20 protein-coding genes are annotated in these 16,716 nt (G+C 71.8%); 10 read left to right on the forward strand and 10 right to left on the reverse strand.

Annotated elements, in window-relative coordinates; genetic code table 11:
* The first annotated feature begins 6 nt into the window (after positions 1-6).
* Complete coding sequence (locus tag AB0F11_RS16055; protein WP_362173167.1) at positions 7-633, forward strand: TetR/AcrR family transcriptional regulator; 627 nt, start codon at positions 7-9, stop codon at positions 631-633.
* Positions 634-647: 14 nt separating this feature from the next.
* Here the strand turns inward: AB0F11_RS16055 and AB0F11_RS16060 are convergent, their stop codons facing one another.
* The 5 genes from AB0F11_RS16060 to AB0F11_RS16080 all read right to left on the reverse strand — a co-directional run bounded on the left by AB0F11_RS16060 (position 648) and on the right by AB0F11_RS16080 (position 3,115).
* Positions 648-1,334: a hypothetical protein gene (locus AB0F11_RS16060; RefSeq protein WP_362173170.1), complete on the reverse strand. Its 687-nt coding sequence runs from the start codon at positions 1,332-1,334 to the stop codon at positions 648-650.
* A 47-nt stretch (positions 1,335-1,381) separates the two neighbouring features.
* Positions 1,382-1,522, reverse strand: coding sequence for a hypothetical protein (locus AB0F11_RS16065; RefSeq protein WP_362173173.1), 141 nt, complete (start codon positions 1,520-1,522; stop codon positions 1,382-1,384).
* On the reverse strand, positions 1,522-1,698 hold the full coding sequence (locus tag AB0F11_RS16070) for a hypothetical protein (RefSeq protein WP_362173176.1): 177 nt from the start codon (positions 1,696-1,698) through the stop codon (positions 1,522-1,524). Before AB0F11_RS16070 ends, AB0F11_RS16065 begins: the two co-directional genes overlap by 1 nt.
* A gap of 600 nt (positions 1,699-2,298) precedes the next feature.
* Positions 2,299-2,616 carry a multidrug efflux SMR transporter gene (locus tag AB0F11_RS16075; protein WP_362173178.1) on the reverse strand — a complete coding sequence of 106 codons (318 nt, stop codon included), beginning with the start codon at positions 2,614-2,616 and terminating at the stop codon, positions 2,299-2,301.
* 67 nt (positions 2,617-2,683) lie between these two features.
* A complete protein-coding gene (locus AB0F11_RS16080) occupies positions 2,684-3,115 on the reverse strand; it encodes a multidrug efflux SMR transporter (protein ID WP_362173181.1) in 432 nt (143 codons plus the stop codon).
* Between the two features lie 140 nt (positions 3,116-3,255).
* Between AB0F11_RS16080 and AB0F11_RS16085 the strand changes: the two genes are divergently transcribed.
* Entirely contained in the window at positions 3,256-3,702 is a 447-nt protein-coding gene (locus AB0F11_RS16085; protein WP_362173184.1) for a MarR family transcriptional regulator, read from the forward strand.
* Positions 3,703-3,752: 50 nt separating this feature from the next.
* Here AB0F11_RS16085 and AB0F11_RS16090 read toward each other — a convergent pair whose 3' ends face one another.
* The 4 genes from AB0F11_RS16090 to AB0F11_RS16105 form a co-directional block, all read right to left on the reverse strand.
* A complete protein-coding gene (locus AB0F11_RS16090) occupies positions 3,753-4,901 on the reverse strand; it encodes a hypothetical protein (RefSeq protein WP_362173186.1) in 1,149 nt (382 codons plus the stop codon).
* 98 nt (positions 4,902-4,999) lie between these two features.
* Positions 5,000-5,989, reverse strand: a complete 990-nt coding sequence (locus AB0F11_RS16095) for an ABC transporter substrate-binding protein (RefSeq protein ID WP_362173189.1) — start codon at positions 5,987-5,989, stop codon at positions 5,000-5,002.
* 69 nt (positions 5,990-6,058) lie between these two features.
* Positions 6,059-6,733, reverse strand: a complete 675-nt coding sequence (locus tag AB0F11_RS16100; protein WP_362173192.1) for an ABC transporter permease — start codon at positions 6,731-6,733, stop codon at positions 6,059-6,061.
* A gap of 3 nt (positions 6,734-6,736) precedes the next feature.
* Positions 6,737-7,423 carry an ABC transporter permease gene (locus AB0F11_RS16105; RefSeq protein ID WP_362173195.1) on the reverse strand — a complete coding sequence of 229 codons (687 nt, stop codon included), beginning with the start codon at positions 7,421-7,423 and terminating at the stop codon, positions 6,737-6,739.
* A gap of 152 nt (positions 7,424-7,575) precedes the next feature.
* Here AB0F11_RS16105 and AB0F11_RS16110 point away from each other — a divergent pair, with 152 nt between their 5' ends.
* Complete coding sequence (locus AB0F11_RS16110) at positions 7,576-8,544, forward strand: ATP-binding cassette domain-containing protein (protein WP_362173198.1); 969 nt, start codon at positions 7,576-7,578, stop codon at positions 8,542-8,544.
* Positions 8,545-8,663: 119 nt separating this feature from the next.
* Here AB0F11_RS16110 and AB0F11_RS16115 read toward each other — a convergent pair whose 3' ends face one another.
* Complete coding sequence (locus AB0F11_RS16115) at positions 8,664-9,773, reverse strand: alpha/beta hydrolase-fold protein (RefSeq protein WP_362173201.1); 1,110 nt, start codon at positions 9,771-9,773, stop codon at positions 8,664-8,666.
* Positions 9,774-9,926: 153 nt separating this feature from the next.
* Between AB0F11_RS16115 and AB0F11_RS16120 the strand changes: the two genes are divergently transcribed.
* From AB0F11_RS16120 to AB0F11_RS16150, 7 genes are all read left to right on the forward strand, one after another.
* On the forward strand, positions 9,927-11,789 hold the full coding sequence (locus tag AB0F11_RS16120; RefSeq protein WP_362173203.1) for a phosphatidylglycerol lysyltransferase domain-containing protein: 1,863 nt from the start codon (positions 9,927-9,929) through the stop codon (positions 11,787-11,789).
* A 175-nt stretch (positions 11,790-11,964) separates the two neighbouring features.
* A complete protein-coding gene (gene folP, locus AB0F11_RS16125) occupies positions 11,965-12,765 on the forward strand; it encodes a dihydropteroate synthase (RefSeq protein WP_362173365.1) in 801 nt (266 codons plus the stop codon).
* A 40-nt stretch (positions 12,766-12,805) separates the two neighbouring features.
* A complete protein-coding gene (locus AB0F11_RS16130; RefSeq protein WP_362173206.1) occupies positions 12,806-13,252 on the forward strand; it encodes a nuclear transport factor 2 family protein in 447 nt (148 codons plus the stop codon).
* A 130-nt stretch (positions 13,253-13,382) separates the two neighbouring features.
* Positions 13,383-13,742: a dihydroneopterin aldolase gene (folB, locus tag AB0F11_RS16135; RefSeq protein ID WP_361909351.1), complete on the forward strand. Its 360-nt coding sequence runs from the start codon at positions 13,383-13,385 to the stop codon at positions 13,740-13,742.
* Positions 13,739-14,347: a 2-amino-4-hydroxy-6-hydroxymethyldihydropteridine diphosphokinase gene (folK, locus tag AB0F11_RS16140; RefSeq protein WP_362173209.1), complete on the forward strand. Its 609-nt coding sequence runs from the start codon at positions 13,739-13,741 to the stop codon at positions 14,345-14,347. The genes folB and folK overlap by 4 nt, the downstream gene beginning before the upstream one ends.
* Positions 14,348-14,402: 55 nt before the next feature.
* The gene (locus AB0F11_RS16145; RefSeq protein WP_362173212.1) at positions 14,403-14,891 is read left to right on the forward strand and encodes a DUF3180 domain-containing protein; all 489 of its coding nucleotides are present in this window, start codon (positions 14,403-14,405) and stop codon (positions 14,889-14,891) included.
* Between the two features lie 170 nt (positions 14,892-15,061).
* Positions 15,062-16,702 (forward strand): hypothetical protein, encoded by a 1,641-nt coding sequence (locus AB0F11_RS16150; protein WP_362173215.1) that lies wholly within the window; start codon positions 15,062-15,064, stop codon positions 16,700-16,702.
* Positions 16,703-16,716: the final 14 nt, after the last annotated feature.

The following is a 16,716-nucleotide window of genomic DNA, read 5'->3' on the forward strand; positions in this document are numbered from 1 at the left end:
CCCGGCATGGCAGCCACGGCATCAGCAGCGCAGAGGGCGACGACGACGAAGACGGGCACGACCGCACCCGGGACGCGCGAGCGGCTGGTCCGCACCGCCTCCCGCCTCATGCAACACGGCGGCTACGAGAACACCCCGGTCAAGCAGCTCGTCCGCGAGGCCGAGGCCACTCTCGGCTCGCTGTACCACTTCTTCCCCGGCGGCAAGCAGGAGCTGGCGGTGGCCGCCGTCCACTTCGGCAACGAGGAGTTCGCCGAGCAGCTGCGCACCGGGCTCGACTCCGACCCCGACCCCGCCCGCGCCCTGGAGGCACTCACCCTCCTGCTCGCCGACGCGCTGGAGGCCTCCGACTGGCGGGACGGCTGCCCCGTGACCGCGACGGCCCTGGAGACCATCGGCCGCCTCCCGGAACTCCAGGCCGCCTGCGCCCGGGCCTTCGTCGATTGGCAGGAGCTCGTTGCGGCGAAGCTCCTGGCCTCGGGCATCCCGGAACCGGAGGCCCGCGGCCTGGCGGTGACCGCCATCGCCACCTTGGAAGGCGCCGAGATGACCGCCCAGGTCACCCGGAGCCGCACCCCACTGCTGCTGGCGGGCCGCCACCTCGGCCGCCTGGTGGCCGCGTACGCAGTCTGACGACCGGGCGGACCTCATCCCCGCGGCCGGACCGGCACCCGGCGGGTGTTGGCCGGCGTGGCCAGGGGCCGGAGCACCGCCGGGCCGAAGGGGGCCGGGGCCGGACCGGCGGCCGGCCGGCGCGGCAGGTCGGGGTGGACGATGGCGCCCGGGGCCACCGACAGCAGATCGGCGTGGCCCTCCTCCAGCACCCGCCGGACGGTCTCGGGATCGTGCCGGCAGCCGTTGGCGATCACCGGCAGCCCGGTGGCCGCGCGAGCGAGAGCCGGGAGCGAGCGCCGTGCCGCCTCGGCGCCCCGGTCCGCGCCCGGCTCCGCGTCCGTGTCGGCGGCGGCCGGGTCGAGGGCCGCCTCCGCGAACCAGTCCCGGCCGGTGATGGCGATGTACGAGTGGTCCGCCCCGCCCTCCGCCGCGGCCGCGGCCGCGAGCACGGTCCGTGCTTCGCGGACACCGCCGGTCCAGCGGTGGCCCAGGTCGTTGGCCATGGACTGCGACAGGCGCACGCCCACCGTGAAACGGGGCCGACCGCGCCGCGGACCGCCCCGACGACTTCCCTCAGGAGCCAGCCGGACGCGGCCCTCGATCGGCCCGCCGTAGCCGTCGCTGCGGACGTTCGTGTGCGCCCCGAGGAACTGGTGCAGCAGGTAGCCGTTGGCCGCATGGACCTCGACCCCGTCGAAGCCGGCGTCCCGCGCCCGCACGGCCGAGGCCGCGAAGCCGTCGCCGGCCTCGGCGATCTCCCGCCCGGTCAGCGGGACGGGGCCGGCCGGGGGCCGCCGCCCCCGTACACCGGCAGCTGCTGCCCGCGCGGCCGGACCGCGGAGGGGCCCGCCGGGACGGGGCGGAAGCGGTTGCCCTGCGCCGGCGCCCCGGCGTGCATCAGCTGCATCACCTGCGGGCCCCCGCCCCGTGCACCCGCTCGGCGACCGACCGCCAGGCGGCGGCCTGCTCCGCGTCGGCGATGCCGGGCTGGTGGAGGCAGCCCTGGCTGTGGGCGGTGTCGGTGTACGTCCCCTCGGTGAGGGCGAGGCCGAAGCCGCCGCGCGCGAACTCCTCGTAGTACAACGGCCATCTCCTCGGTGGCCAGGCCCTCGGCGGCGACGGAGACCCGGGGCATCGGGGCGACCGCGAACCGGTTGGGCAGGGGAGCAGGGTCCGGCCACCGCGGAGGCCGCCGTGGCGGCCTCGCCGAGCGTCGTCACGTCAGCAGCCCTCGATGCCGCATGCGGCGCCCCGGCTCTCGGCCCGCCGGGCCGGGCTCTCCAGGACCGCCTTGCGGATCCGGGCGCGGTCGGGACCCCCTCGATCCGGCGCTCGTCCCCGATCAGGATCGTCGGGGCGACGGAGACCCGGTGCGTCTCGCGGTGCCGGCGGCGTCCAGCCCCGGTTCCGCCGCGATGTCGGCGAGCACGTCGAGTTCGCCGATGTCGCGGTTCTCCTGGAAGAACGCCCGCAGGACGCGCGGGTGTACTCGGCCGCCTTCCCGTGGGCGGCCGCATGTCCTCACGGACGCGGCTGAAGCCCGTGCCGAGGACGCGGCCGCCGCCCACCGCCGGGCCGGAGAAGGGGATCCCGCCCCTGTCGACGTGCTCGCGGTGAGGCGGACCGCCTCCTCGACGTGCCGGGTGAGGGTGGTGTCGGAGACGTTCGCGGACGTCGTCCCGCTCAGACGGAGGTCAGGCGCAGCAGGAGCGCGCCGCCGATGATCGAGGCGAAGGAGAGCAGGCGGGCGAGGGTGATCTTCTCCTTGAAGATGATCGAGCCGAGGACGACGGTGCCGACGCCGCCGATGCCGGTCCAGATGGTGTAGCCGACGCTGACGTCCAGCTCCCGCAGGGCCAGCGACAGGGTGTAGATGCCGCCGGCGGCGGCGCCGAGGGTGAGCACGGACGGCCAGAGGCGGGTGAAGCCCTTGGTGGCGTTGGTACCGAGCGCGAAAGCGATCTCGAAGAGGATGGCGATACCGAGGAAGACCCAGGTCATGGCGGGCAGGTGTCCTTCTGCGAAGAGGGTGCCGGGCGGATGTGGGTGTGCGAGCGGTACGGGGCCGTCAGGCGACGGGCCGGGCGAGCGGGGCGCCCGCGGCGACCGGCTCCGGGACGGCCGCGGCTGCGGCGGCCTTCTTGGCCGCGACGGTGTCGGAGATCCGCAGGCCGAGGGCGCCGCCGATGATGAGGACGAAGGCGAGGACCTTCCAGACGGTCATCGACTCGCCGTAGACGAGGGTGCCGAGGACGACGGTGCCGACGGCGCCGATGCCGGACCAGACGGTGTAGCCGACGCCGACGTCGATGGTCTTGAGCGCCTGGGACAGGGTGTAGATGCCGCAGGCCGCGGCGGCGGCCGTCAGGAGCGAGGGGCCGAGCTTGGTGAATCCGTCGGTCGCGTTGGTGCTGAGCGCGAAGGTGATCTCGAACAGGGACGAGAAGAGCAGCCAGGCCCAGCCCTTGGACACGGAGTTGCCCGTCGCGGTGGCAGACACAAGAACCCCCAGATATTTGCTTGTACGTGCATGAATTTATGGCCCGCACTTTTCCCCGGACGGGATCAGCGGCGAGGCGATAAGCTTGCTTGAGCATGTATGTTGTTGTCAACCGACGACAGACGAGGAGCCGCGTCGCCATGACCTCGCCCACCACCGCCCCTCCCGCCTCCTCCGACCAGGCGATGTGGGCCCGCGTCCTCACCCTGCACTCGCGGGTGGAGCGCCGGCTCGCCCAGGCCCTCCAGCGCCACCACGGCATAGGACTGTCGGAGTACCGGGCCCTGGAGGACCTCTCCCAGGCGTCCGACGGCGAGCTGCGCATGCAGGAGCTGGCCGACCGCGTGGGGCTGGGCCAGAGCTCGGTGACCCGCCTGGTGGGCCGGCTGGACTCGGCGGGCTACGCGTACAAGGACCTGTGCCCCGCCGACAAGCGCGGCGTGTACGCCGTCATCACCGAGGAGGGCCGGCGCACGTACAGCGCGGCGCGCTCCACCTACGCCGAGGTCCTCAGCTCCGCCCTGAACACCGCCAACTCGGAGCCCGACCTGGCCCGTACGGTGCAGTCGCTGCGCAACGCCCTCTGAGCAGCGCCCCTTCCGTTCCCGCTGGCACCGGTGTGCCGGCGCGGGGACGTTTACGAGATGGCGCTGCGCAGGCGGCCGACGTCGATCGGCTCGGTCTCGTCGTGCGCCGTCAGGTCGATGACCTGGCCCACGGCGCGCTGCTCCGGGGTGGCCGGCTTGAACTCCGGCTCGGCGGCGGCCCGGTCCTCGGACTCGGCCTTGTGGACCGCGAGGGCCTCGGCGCCGACCACGTCGGCCAGGTCCTCGTTCTGGACGGACTCGATCACCGCGCGGGCCCGCTCGGCGCTCTTCGTCCCGAAGAAGTCGAAGCCGCCGACGGTACGGGAGGCCGACCGACGGGCCGCCTGGTACGGGGCCACGGGCGCGGCCGGACGACGCGCCGGAAGCCCGGATCCGGTGTCGGTGGTGGCGGTGGCAGCGGGCACCGGCCCGTCACCGGGGCGGCGGTGCTGCGGGACGCCCGGTCCACCGGTCGGCCCACCGGTGGGTCCCTCCAGGGCCCGGCGCTGCGCGGATCCCGCGGCAGCGGCGGCTGCGGCCGCCGGCCGGGACGACACCGGAGCCTGCGACGGCGCGGAAGCTGCGGGAGCGGCCGGCTGCGCCGCCCCGGCCGCGGCCTTGTCCGCCAGCGCGACCAGGGCCGCGTGGGCCCGGGCGTAGCCGACCGACGTGGGCGCGCCGCTGGAGGTGCGCTCCTCGCTCACCGCCGGAAGCTCCTTCGGGCCGGCGGCCGCCGGCGCCGCGGAGGCCTCGATGGCGAGCAGGCGGCGGCCCTCCAGGGCGCTGGCCCGCTCGGTCTCGGCGGTCGCGTACCGCCGCAGCAGGGCGGCGTGCTCGCCGCGGAGCCCGGCGAGTTCGACCCGCTTGGCCCGCAGCTTGGCGTCGAGCTTGGCGCGCAGCGCCCGGGCCTCTTCGAGGTCGGACTCGAGCTCGGCCACCCGCTCCTCGGTCCGCCACTCGTCCTTGACCCGCTCGCGCGCGAGCTCCGCGACGCGCCGCCCGGCCGCCCGGTCCCAGGCGCGCATGACGACGGCCCCCGCGACGCCGGCGGCCGCCGTGACGGCCACGAGCAGCCGCAGCGGGACGGGTTCCGCGAGCAGCCAGGCCGCGGCCGCGCTGGTGACGGAAACACCGGCGACGGCCGTCGGAAGGAGCAGCCGGTGCAGGGGCTCGGGATTGCGGTGGCGTCCACGGGGCATGGCCAGAAATTTACAGGGCGTGGGGGTCGTATGGGATGGCCGCCCGGCAATCTGTTCCCGGGCAGTTACCCGCCGTTTCTCCACCAAACCCGACACCTCTACTGCTTCAGGAGGCTCTTCCCCTTCAGATAGGCCTTCGCGGCGTCCGCCGGCTTCTCGCGCAGGGCGTCCACCCGGTGGTTCAGATCGATCAGGTCCGCCGTGGTGAGCGCCTTGGTCAGCTTGTCCAGGGCGGCTGCGATCTCCGGGGCGGCCGCGTCCTTGGCGTTGACGACCGGCAGGACGTTGTCGGCGTTCTGGAGCTTCTTGTCGTCCTCCAGCAGGACCAGCCCGAAGGATTCCAGGGTCGCGTCGGTGGTCGTGGTGAGGACCAGCTGGTCGACGCCGTCCTTGACGGCCTGCTTGGCCTGCGGGGTGCCGACGCCCTTGGGGTCGATGCCGGAGACGTCGATTCCGTACGTCTTCTTCAACCCCGGGGCGCAGAAGGGCCGTACGGCGCATTCGTCGCCCGCCGCGATCTTCACCTTCAGCCCCGACCTGCCGAGATCGGAAAGGGTCTTGATGTTGTTCTTCTGCGCGAACTCCTTCGAGACCGCGAAGGCGTTCTGGTCGACGGCGGCGCCCGCCGGCAGCGCCTTCAGGCCCAGCGGGCCCGCCAGCTTCTCCAGCCCCGCCACCGTCGCCGCGACGTCGCCGGAGGCCACCGGCTTCTCCTCCGGCGCCTTCGGCCCGTTGACCTTGGCGTTCAGGAACTCCGCGAGGGTCGCCGCGTACTCCGGGACGATGTCGATCTCGCCCTTCTCCAGCGAGGGCTCGTACAGCTCCCGGTTGTTGACCGTCGTGATCGAGGTGCTGTAGCCCGCGTCCTTCAGCACCTGCGCGTACAGCTCGGCCAGCACGTTGGACTCGGTGAACCCGGCCGCGCCGATCACCAGCCTGTCCTTGCCGGGTCCGGAGCCGGAGTCCGCGGGGGCGGAGGCCCCGGCGTCCTTGCTCTTCTCCAGGCTGTCGCCGCCGCAGGCGGTGAGCGAGGCGGCGAGGGCCAGAGCCCCCAGGGCCGCACCGAGGGCGCGCGTGGACGTGATCATGTTGTGCTCCTCCGGAGGAGTGGAAGCGAACGGGGGACGACCGCGGGCCGGCCGGCGGGGTGGATGGGCTCAGCGCGCCGCCGGGCGGGGGAAGAGCCGGCCCGCCGCCACGAGGACCCCCTCGACCAGCAGGGCCAGCGCCGCCACGAGCAGGGCGCCCGCGACGACCTGCGGCGTGTTGTACGTGTTGAAGCCGGCGGTGATGATCCGGCCGAGGCCGCCCTGGCCGACCATGGCCGCGATCGTGGCCGTGGCGATGACCTGCACGGCGGCCGACCGCAGCCCGGTCATCACCAGCGGCCGCGCCAGCGGCAGTTCGACCTGCAGGAAGAGCTGCCCGCCGGACATGCCCATGCCGCGGGCGGCCTCCACCACGGAGCGGTCGACCTCGCGCATGCCGACGTACGCGTTCGTCAGCAGCGGCGGCAGCGCGAAGAGCACCAGCGCGGCCACGGTGGGCAGGTAGCCGGCGCTGCGCAGCGGCGAGACCATGAACAGGGCCAGCACCGCGAAGACCGGCACCGCCCGCCCGGCGTTGGAGAGGTTCACGGCGAGTGCGCCGCCGCGGCCGATGTGCCCGAGCCACAGGCCGGCCGGCAGCGCCACGGCGCAGGCGATCGCGAGGGCGATGCCGCTGACGTACACGTGCTCGCCGAGGCGGTGCCACACCCCGTTCTCCCCGGACCAGTTGGCCCCGTCCGCCAGCCAGTCGCCGGCCCCGCCCAGTACGCCCGCCATGCCCATCGCTCAGCCACCCGCCCCCGCCGCCGCGGCGCGCGTCCACGGCGTGAGCAGCCGCTGCAGGCCGAGCAGCAGCAGGTCCGCGACCAGCGCGAGCAGCACGCACAGCACGGAGGCCGTGAGCACCTGGGCCTTGAAGGAGCTGTTCACGCCGGGGGCGATCAGGTTGCCGAGGCCGCCCTTGCCGACGATGGAGCCGACGGTGGTCAGCGCCACCGTGGAGACGGTCGCGATCCGCACCCCGGCGAGCAGCGCGGGCAGTGCCAGGGGCAGTTCGACCTGCCACAGCAGCCGCCCGGGCCCGTACCCCATGCCGCGCGCGGCCTCGCGCACCTCCTCGGGGACCGCGTCCAGGCCGGCCATCGCATTGCGGACCAGGATGGTCAGCGAGTACAGCACCAGGCCGGTGACCACCAGGGAGGCCGACAGCCCGAACAGCGGCAGCAGTAGGGAGAACATGGCGAGCGAGGGGATCGTGTAGAGGAGCGTGGTGGCGCCGAGGACGGGAGCGGCCCAGCGCCGGCCGCGGCGGGCCAGCAGGGCCAGCGGCAGGGACACGGCGAGGCCGATGAGCACCGAGACGGCGGTGATCCAGACGTGCTCGACGGTGGCGTCGGTCAGCTCCTGGGAGCGGGAGGTGACGTACTGCCAGCACAGCCAGTCGTTCGCCACCAGGCAGTTCTGCCCGGCCATGTCCCCACCCCCCGCCGTCCGTTCGCACACGCATCCGACAACACACTCTCAGGAGCGACCATAACCCCCGCCGGCCGCCATGGCCGGAATCCTTCGCAGTCGGGCAACACACCCTTCACACTTCCGCGTCGCGGGTAGGGAAGGATGGCGGTGTGATCCGATTCGAGCATGTGACCAAGCGCTACCCCGACGGGACGACGGCCGTCGACGACCTGTCCTTCGAGGTGGCGGAGGGCGAGCTGGTCACGCTCGTCGGCCCGTCCGGCTGCGGCAAGACCACCACGATGAAGATGGTCAACCGGCTCATCGAGCCGACCTCCGGCCGCATCCTGCTCGACGGCGAGGACATCGCCGCCGCCGACCCCGTCGCCCTGCGCCGGCGCATCGGGTACGTCATCCAGCAGGTCGGGCTGTTCCCGCACAAGACCGTCCTGGAGAACACCGCGACCGTCCCCCGGCTGCTGGGCACCTCCAAGGCCGCGGCCCGCGCCCGCGCCGGCGAACTGCTGGAGCTCGTCGGACTGGACCCGGCCGTGTACGGGGGCCGCTACCCGCAGCAGCTCTCCGGCGGGCAGCGCCAGCGCGTCGGCGTGGCCCGCGCGCTGGCCGCCGATCCGCCGGTGCTGCTGATGGACGAGCCCTTCGGCGCCGTCGACCCGGTGGTGCGCGAGCGGCTGCAGAACGAGTTCCTCGCGCTCCAGCGGACCGTGCGCAAGACGATCCTGCTCGTCACCCACGACCTGGACGAGGCGATCCGGCTCGGCGACCGCATCGCCGTCTACGGCGAGGGCACCCTCGAGCAGTTCGCCCGCCCGGCCGAGGTGCTCGGCGCGCCGGCCACCGACTACGTCGCCTCCTTCGTCGGCGCCGACCGCGGGCTCAAGCGCCTCGCCGTCACCCCCGTCGAGGCCGCCGACCTCGCCGCGGCCGACGCCGGCGGGGCGCCGCCGGCGGTGTCGGTGCCGCTCGGCGCCTCCCTGCGCGAGGCCCTGGCGACGCTGCTCCAGGAGGACTCCGGGCGGATCGGGGTCACGGACCCCGACTCCGGCGCGCTGGCCGGCGTGCTGACCCCGGAGGGCGTGCACCGGGCGCTGCGGCGGGCGCAGGAACACCGGGTCTGAGGCAACAGGAACGCCGGGTCTGAGGCAACCGGCGGCCACGGAACACCGGTCGGCAGAAAGGCGAGTGGCCGGCCCCGTCGGGGGCCGGCCACTCGTGGTCGTGCTCGCGCTGTCGCGGGTCAGGCCTGGATGCGGTTGCTCATCCACACCAGCATCGGAGGGATCTCGCGGCGCCAGGTGTTGAAGTTGTGGCCGCCGCTGTCGAGGATGATCGACGAGACCCGGTCCGGTCCCTTGACCAGCTTGATGAACTTGCGGGTGTCCGTGATGTTCGGCTCGCCCTTCTCGCTGCTGGTCACCAGGAACGAGGTGCCGCTCGGCTTCTTGTGCTCCATGCTGTACAGGACGTCGGCGCGCTTCTTCAGCTTGTCGTCGCCCTGGAACAGGTTGCCCGTCGTGGCGTCGTTCGCGGCGTCGAAGTACGCCGACAGACCCACGGCGGCGCCGAAGGTCTGCGGGTAGTGCGCGGCGATCTTCAGGGCGCAGTAGCCGCCCGTGGAGTTGCCGATGAAGCCCATGTTCTGGGCCTTCTTGCCGACGCGGAACGTGTTCTGGATGGCCTGCGGCAGGTCCTGCGCGAAGAAGGTCTCGGTCTGCGGACCGCCGGGTATGTCCACGCACTCGGTGTCGCGCGGCGGCGCGATCGTCGGGCGCAGCATGACCAGGATCATCGGCTTCATCTTGCCCGCCTTGGCCTGCTTGAAGGCCGTCATCGGGTAGTTCAGCCCTTTGATCAGGTTCTCCGCGGTGCCCGGGTAGCCGGTCAGCACGATCGACGCCGGGAACGTCTTGTCCTTGTGCTGGGGCTGGAAGTACTCCGGCGGCAGCCACACGTAGCCGGGGCTCGTTATTTTCGACTTCTCGCCGGTTATGGCAACCTTCAGGATCTGCCCGCCCACCTGGGGCTGGGCACCGCCCGGAACGTCGAGCTTCTGCTTGTCGACGACCTTGATGTCCTTGCTGCTCATCGAGTGGTCGACGACCTTGCCGACCGACGTCTCCTGGCCGAACAGGTCTGCCCATGAGCCGTAGAAGGAGAACGACTGGTTCGCCGCCAGCCCCACTGCTGCGAAGACCGCCAGCTGGGTCGCGAGCAGGAGGCCGATCCGGCCGAGCAGCGCACGCCAGGTGCGGCCCGAGAGCCGGGGCCACAGCCACACCGTGGCTGCGAACAGCAGCACACCGGCGGCGACGGCCAGCGCCAGAACCGTATTACTGGTGAGACCCATGAGCAGTCAGTCGACTTTCTGATGGCAGGGCTAGTTTTTCTGGGCGGAAGAGTGAACCCGCTCGGCCCCGGTGTCGTCCTAGTGGACGCACCACACTCCGGAGGCTGTCGCGGCCTTCGGCCACATGATCTCTCGCGGAGCAACGGGAAAGCGATGTCTAGCAGGATAGATGGCGATAAGTCGGGACAGGTTCCGAGCGGGGTGCGCCGATTCTTCCGAGGACCACGACCGGAGTCGGTGCCGACCCTGGTCGGCACGGCCGTCACGGTCGTCGGCCTCCTCGACGTCGCGGCGGGCGTGTTCCCGCGCTTCCGGCACAGCCGGATCCACGCCCTGACCGAGGTGCTGCCCGGCTCGCTGGGCCCCTTCGCGGCCGCCCTGTCGATCAGCGCGGGCGTCCTGCTGCTCCTGCTCGCCCACGGCCTCAAGCGCCGCAAGCGCCGCGCCTGGCGGGCCGCCGTCGTCCTGCTGCCCGCGGGCGCGGTGGCGCAGTTCACGTACCGGCACTCCGTCATCGGCGTGGTCATCGCCGCCCTCCTGCTCGCCCTGCTCGTCCGCCACCACGGCGAGTTCAAGGCGCTGCCCGACCCGCGCAGCCGCTGGAAGGCCCTCGCCAACTTCGTGCTGATGAGCGCCGGCTCAATCGGCCTCGGCCTGGTCATCGTCAACTCCCACCCGGGGCGTGTCGTCGGCCATCCGGGTATTTACGAGCAGATCACCCACGTCGTGTACGGCCTCTTCGGCTTCGAGGGCCCGGTCGACTACGCCGGACGGGTGTCCTGGACCGTCGGCTACTCCCTCGGCGCCCTCGGCCTGCTGACCGCGCTCACCACCATCTACCTGGCGCTGCGCCCCGAGCACCCGGCCGCCCGCCTCACCGTCGACGACGAGGGCAAGCTGCGCGAGCTGCTCGCCAAGCACGGCGGCCGCGACTCCCTCGGCCACTTCGCGCTGCGCCGCGACAAGGCCGTCGTCTTCTCCCCCAGCGGCAAGGCCGCCGTCACCTACCGCGTGATCTCCGGCGTGATGCTCGCCTCCGGCGACCCGATCGGCGACGTCGAGGCCTGGCCCGGCGCCATCGAGCGGTTCATGGCCGAGGCCAAGGCCCACTCCTGGACCCCGGCCGTCGTGGGCTGCAGCGAGACCGGCGGCGAGGTCTGGACCCGCGAGACCGGCCTGGACGCCCTCGAGCTCGGCGACGAGGCGATCGTCGACGTCAAAGACTTCTCGCTGACCGGCCGCCCCATGCGGAACGTCCGCCAGATGGTCAAGCGCATCGAGCGCAACGGCTACACCACCAAGGTCCGCCGCGTCGCCGACCTGACCGAGGAGGAGCTGGAGCAGGTCCGCGGCGCCGCCGAGGCCTGGCGCGGCACCGACACCGAGCGCGGCTTCTCCATGGCCCTGGGCCGCGTCGGCGACCCCGACGACGGCGACTGCATCATCGCCACGGCCCACCGCACCGAGGAGGGCGACACCAGCCCCTTCGGCGACCTCAAGGCCATCCAGCACTTCGTGCCCTGGGGCAAGGACGGCATGTCGCTGGAGCTGATGCGCCGCGACCGCGCCGCCGACCCCGGCATGAACGAGCTGCTGATCGTCGCCTCCCTGGAGGCCGCCCCCGCCCTGGCCATCGAGCACGTCTCGCTGAACTTCGCGATGTTCCGCTCCGCCCTCGCCCGCGGCGAGCGGATCGGCGCCGGCCCGGTCCTGCGCGCCTGGCGCAGCCTGCTGGTCTTCCTGTCCCGCTGGTTCCAGATCGAGTCGCTGTACAAGTTCAACGCGAAGTTCCGCCCCCGCTGGGAGCCCCGCTTCATGGTCTACCGCACCACCCGCGACCTGCCCCGCATCGGCTTCGCCGTCATGCAGGCCGAGGGCTTCGTCACCCTGGCCCTGCCCCGGCTGTTCGCCGGCCGCCGCGGCCCCCGCCCGGAGCGCGCCTGCGCCCACGCCCACCTGAGCACCGCCGTGCCGGCCCAGGCGAAGGCCGAGCAGCGCGAGGTCCGCGCCGCCTGACCGGGCGCGCCACCGGACACGGCGTACGCACGCGCCGCGCAGGGCCCCGGCAGCCGACAGGCCGCCGGGGCCCTGCCGTATCCGGCAGCCCTACCCTGGGACCATGAACAACACGCACGGGGCCGCCGGCAGGGGCCGGGTCGCAGGCCTGCCGGAATGGGACCGCTGCGGGGTCATGGGCGTCGTCAACGTCACGCCCGACTCCTTCTCCGACGGGGGCCGCTGGTTCGACACCACCGCCGCCGTCAAGCGCGGCCTCGACCTCGTCGCCCAGGGCGCCGACCTCGTCGACGTCGGCGGCGAGTCCACCCGCCCCGGCGCCACCCGCGTCGACGAGGAGGAGGAGCTGCGCCGCGTCGTCCCCGTGGTCCGGGGCCTGGCCTCCGAGGGCGTCACCGTCTCCGTCGACACCATGCGCGCCTCCGTCGCCGCACAGGCGGTCGCCGCCGGAGCCGCCCTGGTCAACGACGTCAGCGGCGGGCTCGCCGACCCCGGCATGATCCCGGCCGTGGCCGCCGCCGAGGTCCCGTTCGTGGTGATGCACTGGCGCGGCTTCAGCGCCGACATGAACCGCCTCGCCGTCTACGGCGACGTCCTCGCCGAGGTCACCGCCGAGCTCCGCACCCGCATCGACGCCGTCACCGCCGGCGGGATCGCCCCCGAGCGCATCATCGTCGACCCCGGCCTCGGCTTCGCCAAGAACGCCGAGCACGACCTCGCCCTGGTCGCCCGCCTCCCCGAGCTGCGCGCCCTCGGCTTCCCGCTGCTGGTCGCCGCCTCCCGCAAGCGCTTCCTCGGCCGGGTCCTGGCCGGCGGCGCAGCCGCCACCCTCCCGCCGGCCCGCGAGCGCGACGCCGCCACCGCCGCCGTCTCCGCCATCGCCGCCCACCAGGGCGCCTGGGCCGTACGGGTCCACGAGGTACGGGCCACGGCCGACGCGGTTCGGGTGGCCCGCGCGGTGGAAGGGGCTCTGTGACCCGGCCCGCATGCCGGGCCCGTACCGCCAGGGAAGGGGCATGGTGAGCCGAACCGACATCGAAGCCGTCGAAGGGGCCAACACGGCCTTCTACGAGGCCATGGAGCGGGGGGACTTCGACGCGCTGTCGGCGCTCTGGCTCGAGGACGAGATCTCCTGCGTGCACCCCGGCTGGCCCGTGCTCTCGGGCCGCGGCGAGGTACTGCGCTCATACGCGCTGATCATGTCCCACACCGACTACATCCAGTTCTTCCTGACCGACACGAAAGTCAGCGTCCTCGGCGACACCGCCCTGGTCACGTGCACCGAGAACATCCTCAGCGGGGGCCCCGCCGAGGACGGCGGAGAGCTCGGCCCGCTCGTCGGCCAGCTGGTCGTCGCCACGAATGTGTTCATCCGCACATCCGACGGCTGGCGCCTGTGGTCCCACCACGGTTCTCCTGTGCTGACCGAGTCCGACGAGGACGAGGAAGAGGCCTCCGGCTGACCCCTCCGACGAGATCCGGCCCCTTTCGCAGGTAGATTCGAAGACGGACGACGCCGACCGCACTCGGCGCAGGACCATGGATCCGGGGAGTCCCGGACCGGATGCACCTACGAAAGCAGGAGTGATTCGCGTGGATCGTGTCGCGCTGCGCGGCCTCAAGGCTCGCGGGCACCACGGCGTCTTCCCCCGGGAGCGCGAGGAGGGCCAGACTTTCATCGTCGACCTCGTGCTGCACATCGACTCGCGCCCCGCCGCCGCGGACGACGACCTGGCGAAGACCGTCCACTACGGCGTCGTCGCCGAGGAGGTCGTGGACGTGGTGCAGGGCGAGCCCGTGGACCTGATCGAGACCCTGGCCGAGCGGATCGCCCAGCAGTGCCTGAAGCACGAAGCGGTCGCCGAGGTGGAGGTCGTCGTGCACAAGCCGGACGCCCCCATCACCGTCCCCTTCGACGACGTGACCATCACGATCACCCGGAGCCGCGCGTGAACCACGGACAGAACGCCCAGAGCGACCCCACCGTCCAGCCCGTCCCCGCGTCCGTCGTCGAGGCGGTCGACGCGGCCGACGTCACCCTCTCCAACCCCAAGTGGGCCGTGATCGCCCTCGGCTCGAACCTCGGCAACCGCATGGAGACCCTCCAGGGCGCCGTCGACGCCCTCGGCGACACCCCCGGCGTGCGGGTCAAGGCCGTCTCCCCGGTCTACGAGACCGAGCCGTGGGGCGTCGAGCCCGGCTCGCAGCCCTCGTACCTCAACGCGGTGGCGCTGGTGAAGACCACCCTGCCGCCGTCCTCCCTGCTGGAGCGCGGCCACGCCATCGAGGAGGCCTTCGACCGCGTCCGCGAGGAGCGCTGGGGCCCGCGCACCATCGACGTCGACATCGTGTCGTACGCCGACGTGGTCTCGGCCGACCCGGTCCTCACCCTCCCGCACCCCCGGGCCCACGAGCGCGCCTTCGTGCTGGCCCCCTGGCACGACGTGGACCCCGAGGCCCGGATCCCCGGCCGCGGCCCCGTCGCCACCCTCCTGGCCGGAATCGGCCTCGCCGGCGTCACGCCGCGCCCGGACCTGGAACTCCGCCTCCCCGAGTAATCGTTAGCGTGTGGTCTGCGGACCACACACGATGCAGGAAGCGGGGAACGGGGACGTGAAGCAACTGAGGCCGGCGGTCCTGGCCGGGATCTTCGCCGTGGCCGGAGTGCTGTCCTGGGCGGGGGCCCGCCTGTGGAACGCGTACGGGACGCTGCCGGGCGTCCCGCTGTTCGCGCCCGTCGTGCTGGGCGCCATCGCGGTCGTCCTGCTGGCCACGGCCCTCTCGCTGCGCGCCCGCCTCAAGGCCCAGCGCGAGCGGCGACCCGGGGCCAAGGGCGTGGAGCCGCTGATGGCGGCCCGCGCGGTCGTCTTCGCCCAGTCCAGCGCCCTGGTCGCGGCCCTCGTGGCGGGGCTCTACGGCGGCGTGGGCGTCTTCCTGCTGACCGACGGCCTGGAGGTACCGGCCCGCCGCGACCAGGCCTGGTACGCCGCCTTCTCGGTCCTGGCAGGCGCGGCGGTCATCGCCGCCGCCCTCTTCCTGGAACACGTCCTGAAACTCCCGGAAGACGACGACACCACCCCCCAGTCCCCGGCCCGCGCCTGAGAGCGCGTCTCTTTGGCGGGGCTGGTTCGTGACCGGATGTGCCGCGCGAGCAAGCGACCACTGGCCCTTCGCGTCTCCCCACCGGGGAGGACCGGTGTCCATGACCTCCGGTTCAGCCGAACGCAGCAGCACTGCGTGCACATGCCGGGCGGGACGCCGAGCCTGGCCCCATGGGCATAGAACCATGGGTCGTCGTCGAGCCACCTGACCGGCGTGGCCTGCGCCGGATCACCATTCAGGACAAGACGGTCGGCAGCGCCTGGTCCCTCCGCGAGTTTCGGAAGGTGCTTCGCCGCCTCGGCTATCCCGACGACATGGACCTCGATGACCGCTCGCGCATCTGCTGGCGCGGCGGCGACAGCGGTGTCTGGCCGGATGACAGAGGCCTCAGGCGCCGTGTGGTCATCGCCCTCATGCTTCTCGGGCTGATGGGCTCGCTGGCTCTGCACGCCGTCATCGGCTGGGCCGACGCCCTGGGAGCACTGACCTTCGCGCAACGTCTGGTCGGAGTCCTGTTCCTGTTGGCGGGTGTCGTTCAGGCCGTCGCGTTGCCTGCGGTCGTCGACTACTGGGGCCGCAGGCAGGTCAGGTATTCCGGAGCGGTGGTCCTTCTGGGCGTGCTTATAACGGTGGCCACCACGACCCTTCTCCTCTTCCTGTGGCTCGAGGAACGGGAATTCATAGTCGCCGTCCTGCTTTTTCTCGCTTTGTGGTTCTGGTCCTTGTGGGCCCTGTGCATCCTGATCCGCGAACGAGTATGGAGAGGGATACCACACCCCAGGAGATTCGCCGCCGGCGTTACCTTCACAGCACTCTTGACGGCAGTCAGCCTGGGATATTCAAGTATATACAAACCGCTTGTCGCGCCCTACCACTTCGTTTTGAGAGCGACATTCGGGACGCCGCAGGCGGACGCCGATTCACCGTATATACACGTCCCCCTCAGGCTCTACGCGAAGAACGACGGAGGGATTCCGGTCTATATCGTCGTGGATGACTACACGGTTTGGGGAATCTCGACCGAGTTCTCCAAGTCCGGCAAAGGGCTGGAGAAATGGCGCGGCACCGAGGAGGGCGGGTGGTGGACTCCCGAGGCGGAGGCCTTCATGGAAGGCGTGAAGCCGGATGTCGTTGCATCCGGGCAGTTCCAGGGCCCGGGATCGATTCTGGACATGGGGGAAGAATTCAGCATGGAGAGGATCGTCACGCTTCCCAAGAACACAGCGTACGAGACACTGAACGCCACGCTTCAATTCACCGCACTGAGGCAGGATCGCGGAAAGATCGACGATAGATTTACGGACGCGAGGATGTCCTGGATCGCGAAAGAAGGAAAATATTATTGTCCACCCGATGAATGCGGTGAGCATGTCATATACCACGGCCGGGTGCGCTACAACAACAACTTGGTCAACATCACCCGCAAACAGCGGTATGTTGCAGCCTTCTGGTCGCCGGTAGAGGATCCGACTGTCTTCATTTCCTCATTCAACTTCCAGAAAAACAAGGGAGGTAAATCGGTCTACGGCATATACAAGGGCCTGGACCAGGAAGAAGTGAGGCGAGAGGCCGATAGGTACGGCCTCGGTTACTTTTCCGTCGAATCGGCAGTGTCCGTCAAGGGACTGCTGAAGCAGGCGCAGGAGTCGACAGGGCCTACCACCGCCGCGCCCTCGAGGCCATCGCCCGGAAGTGCCGCGCTCACTCGCCCTGGCAGGACCGGCCCGACGAGCGCCGAGGCGGCCGTCCGCCAGGCTTCCGCGAGGCTCACCCACAGCGGAACACCCTGGAGCGCTGCATCAGCCGCCTGAAGGGCCGAGGCGGA

It is taken from the genome of Streptomyces sp. NPDC032472 (assembly GCF_040636955.1).
Lineage (GTDB): Bacteria > Actinomycetota > Actinomycetes > Streptomycetales > Streptomycetaceae > Streptomyces.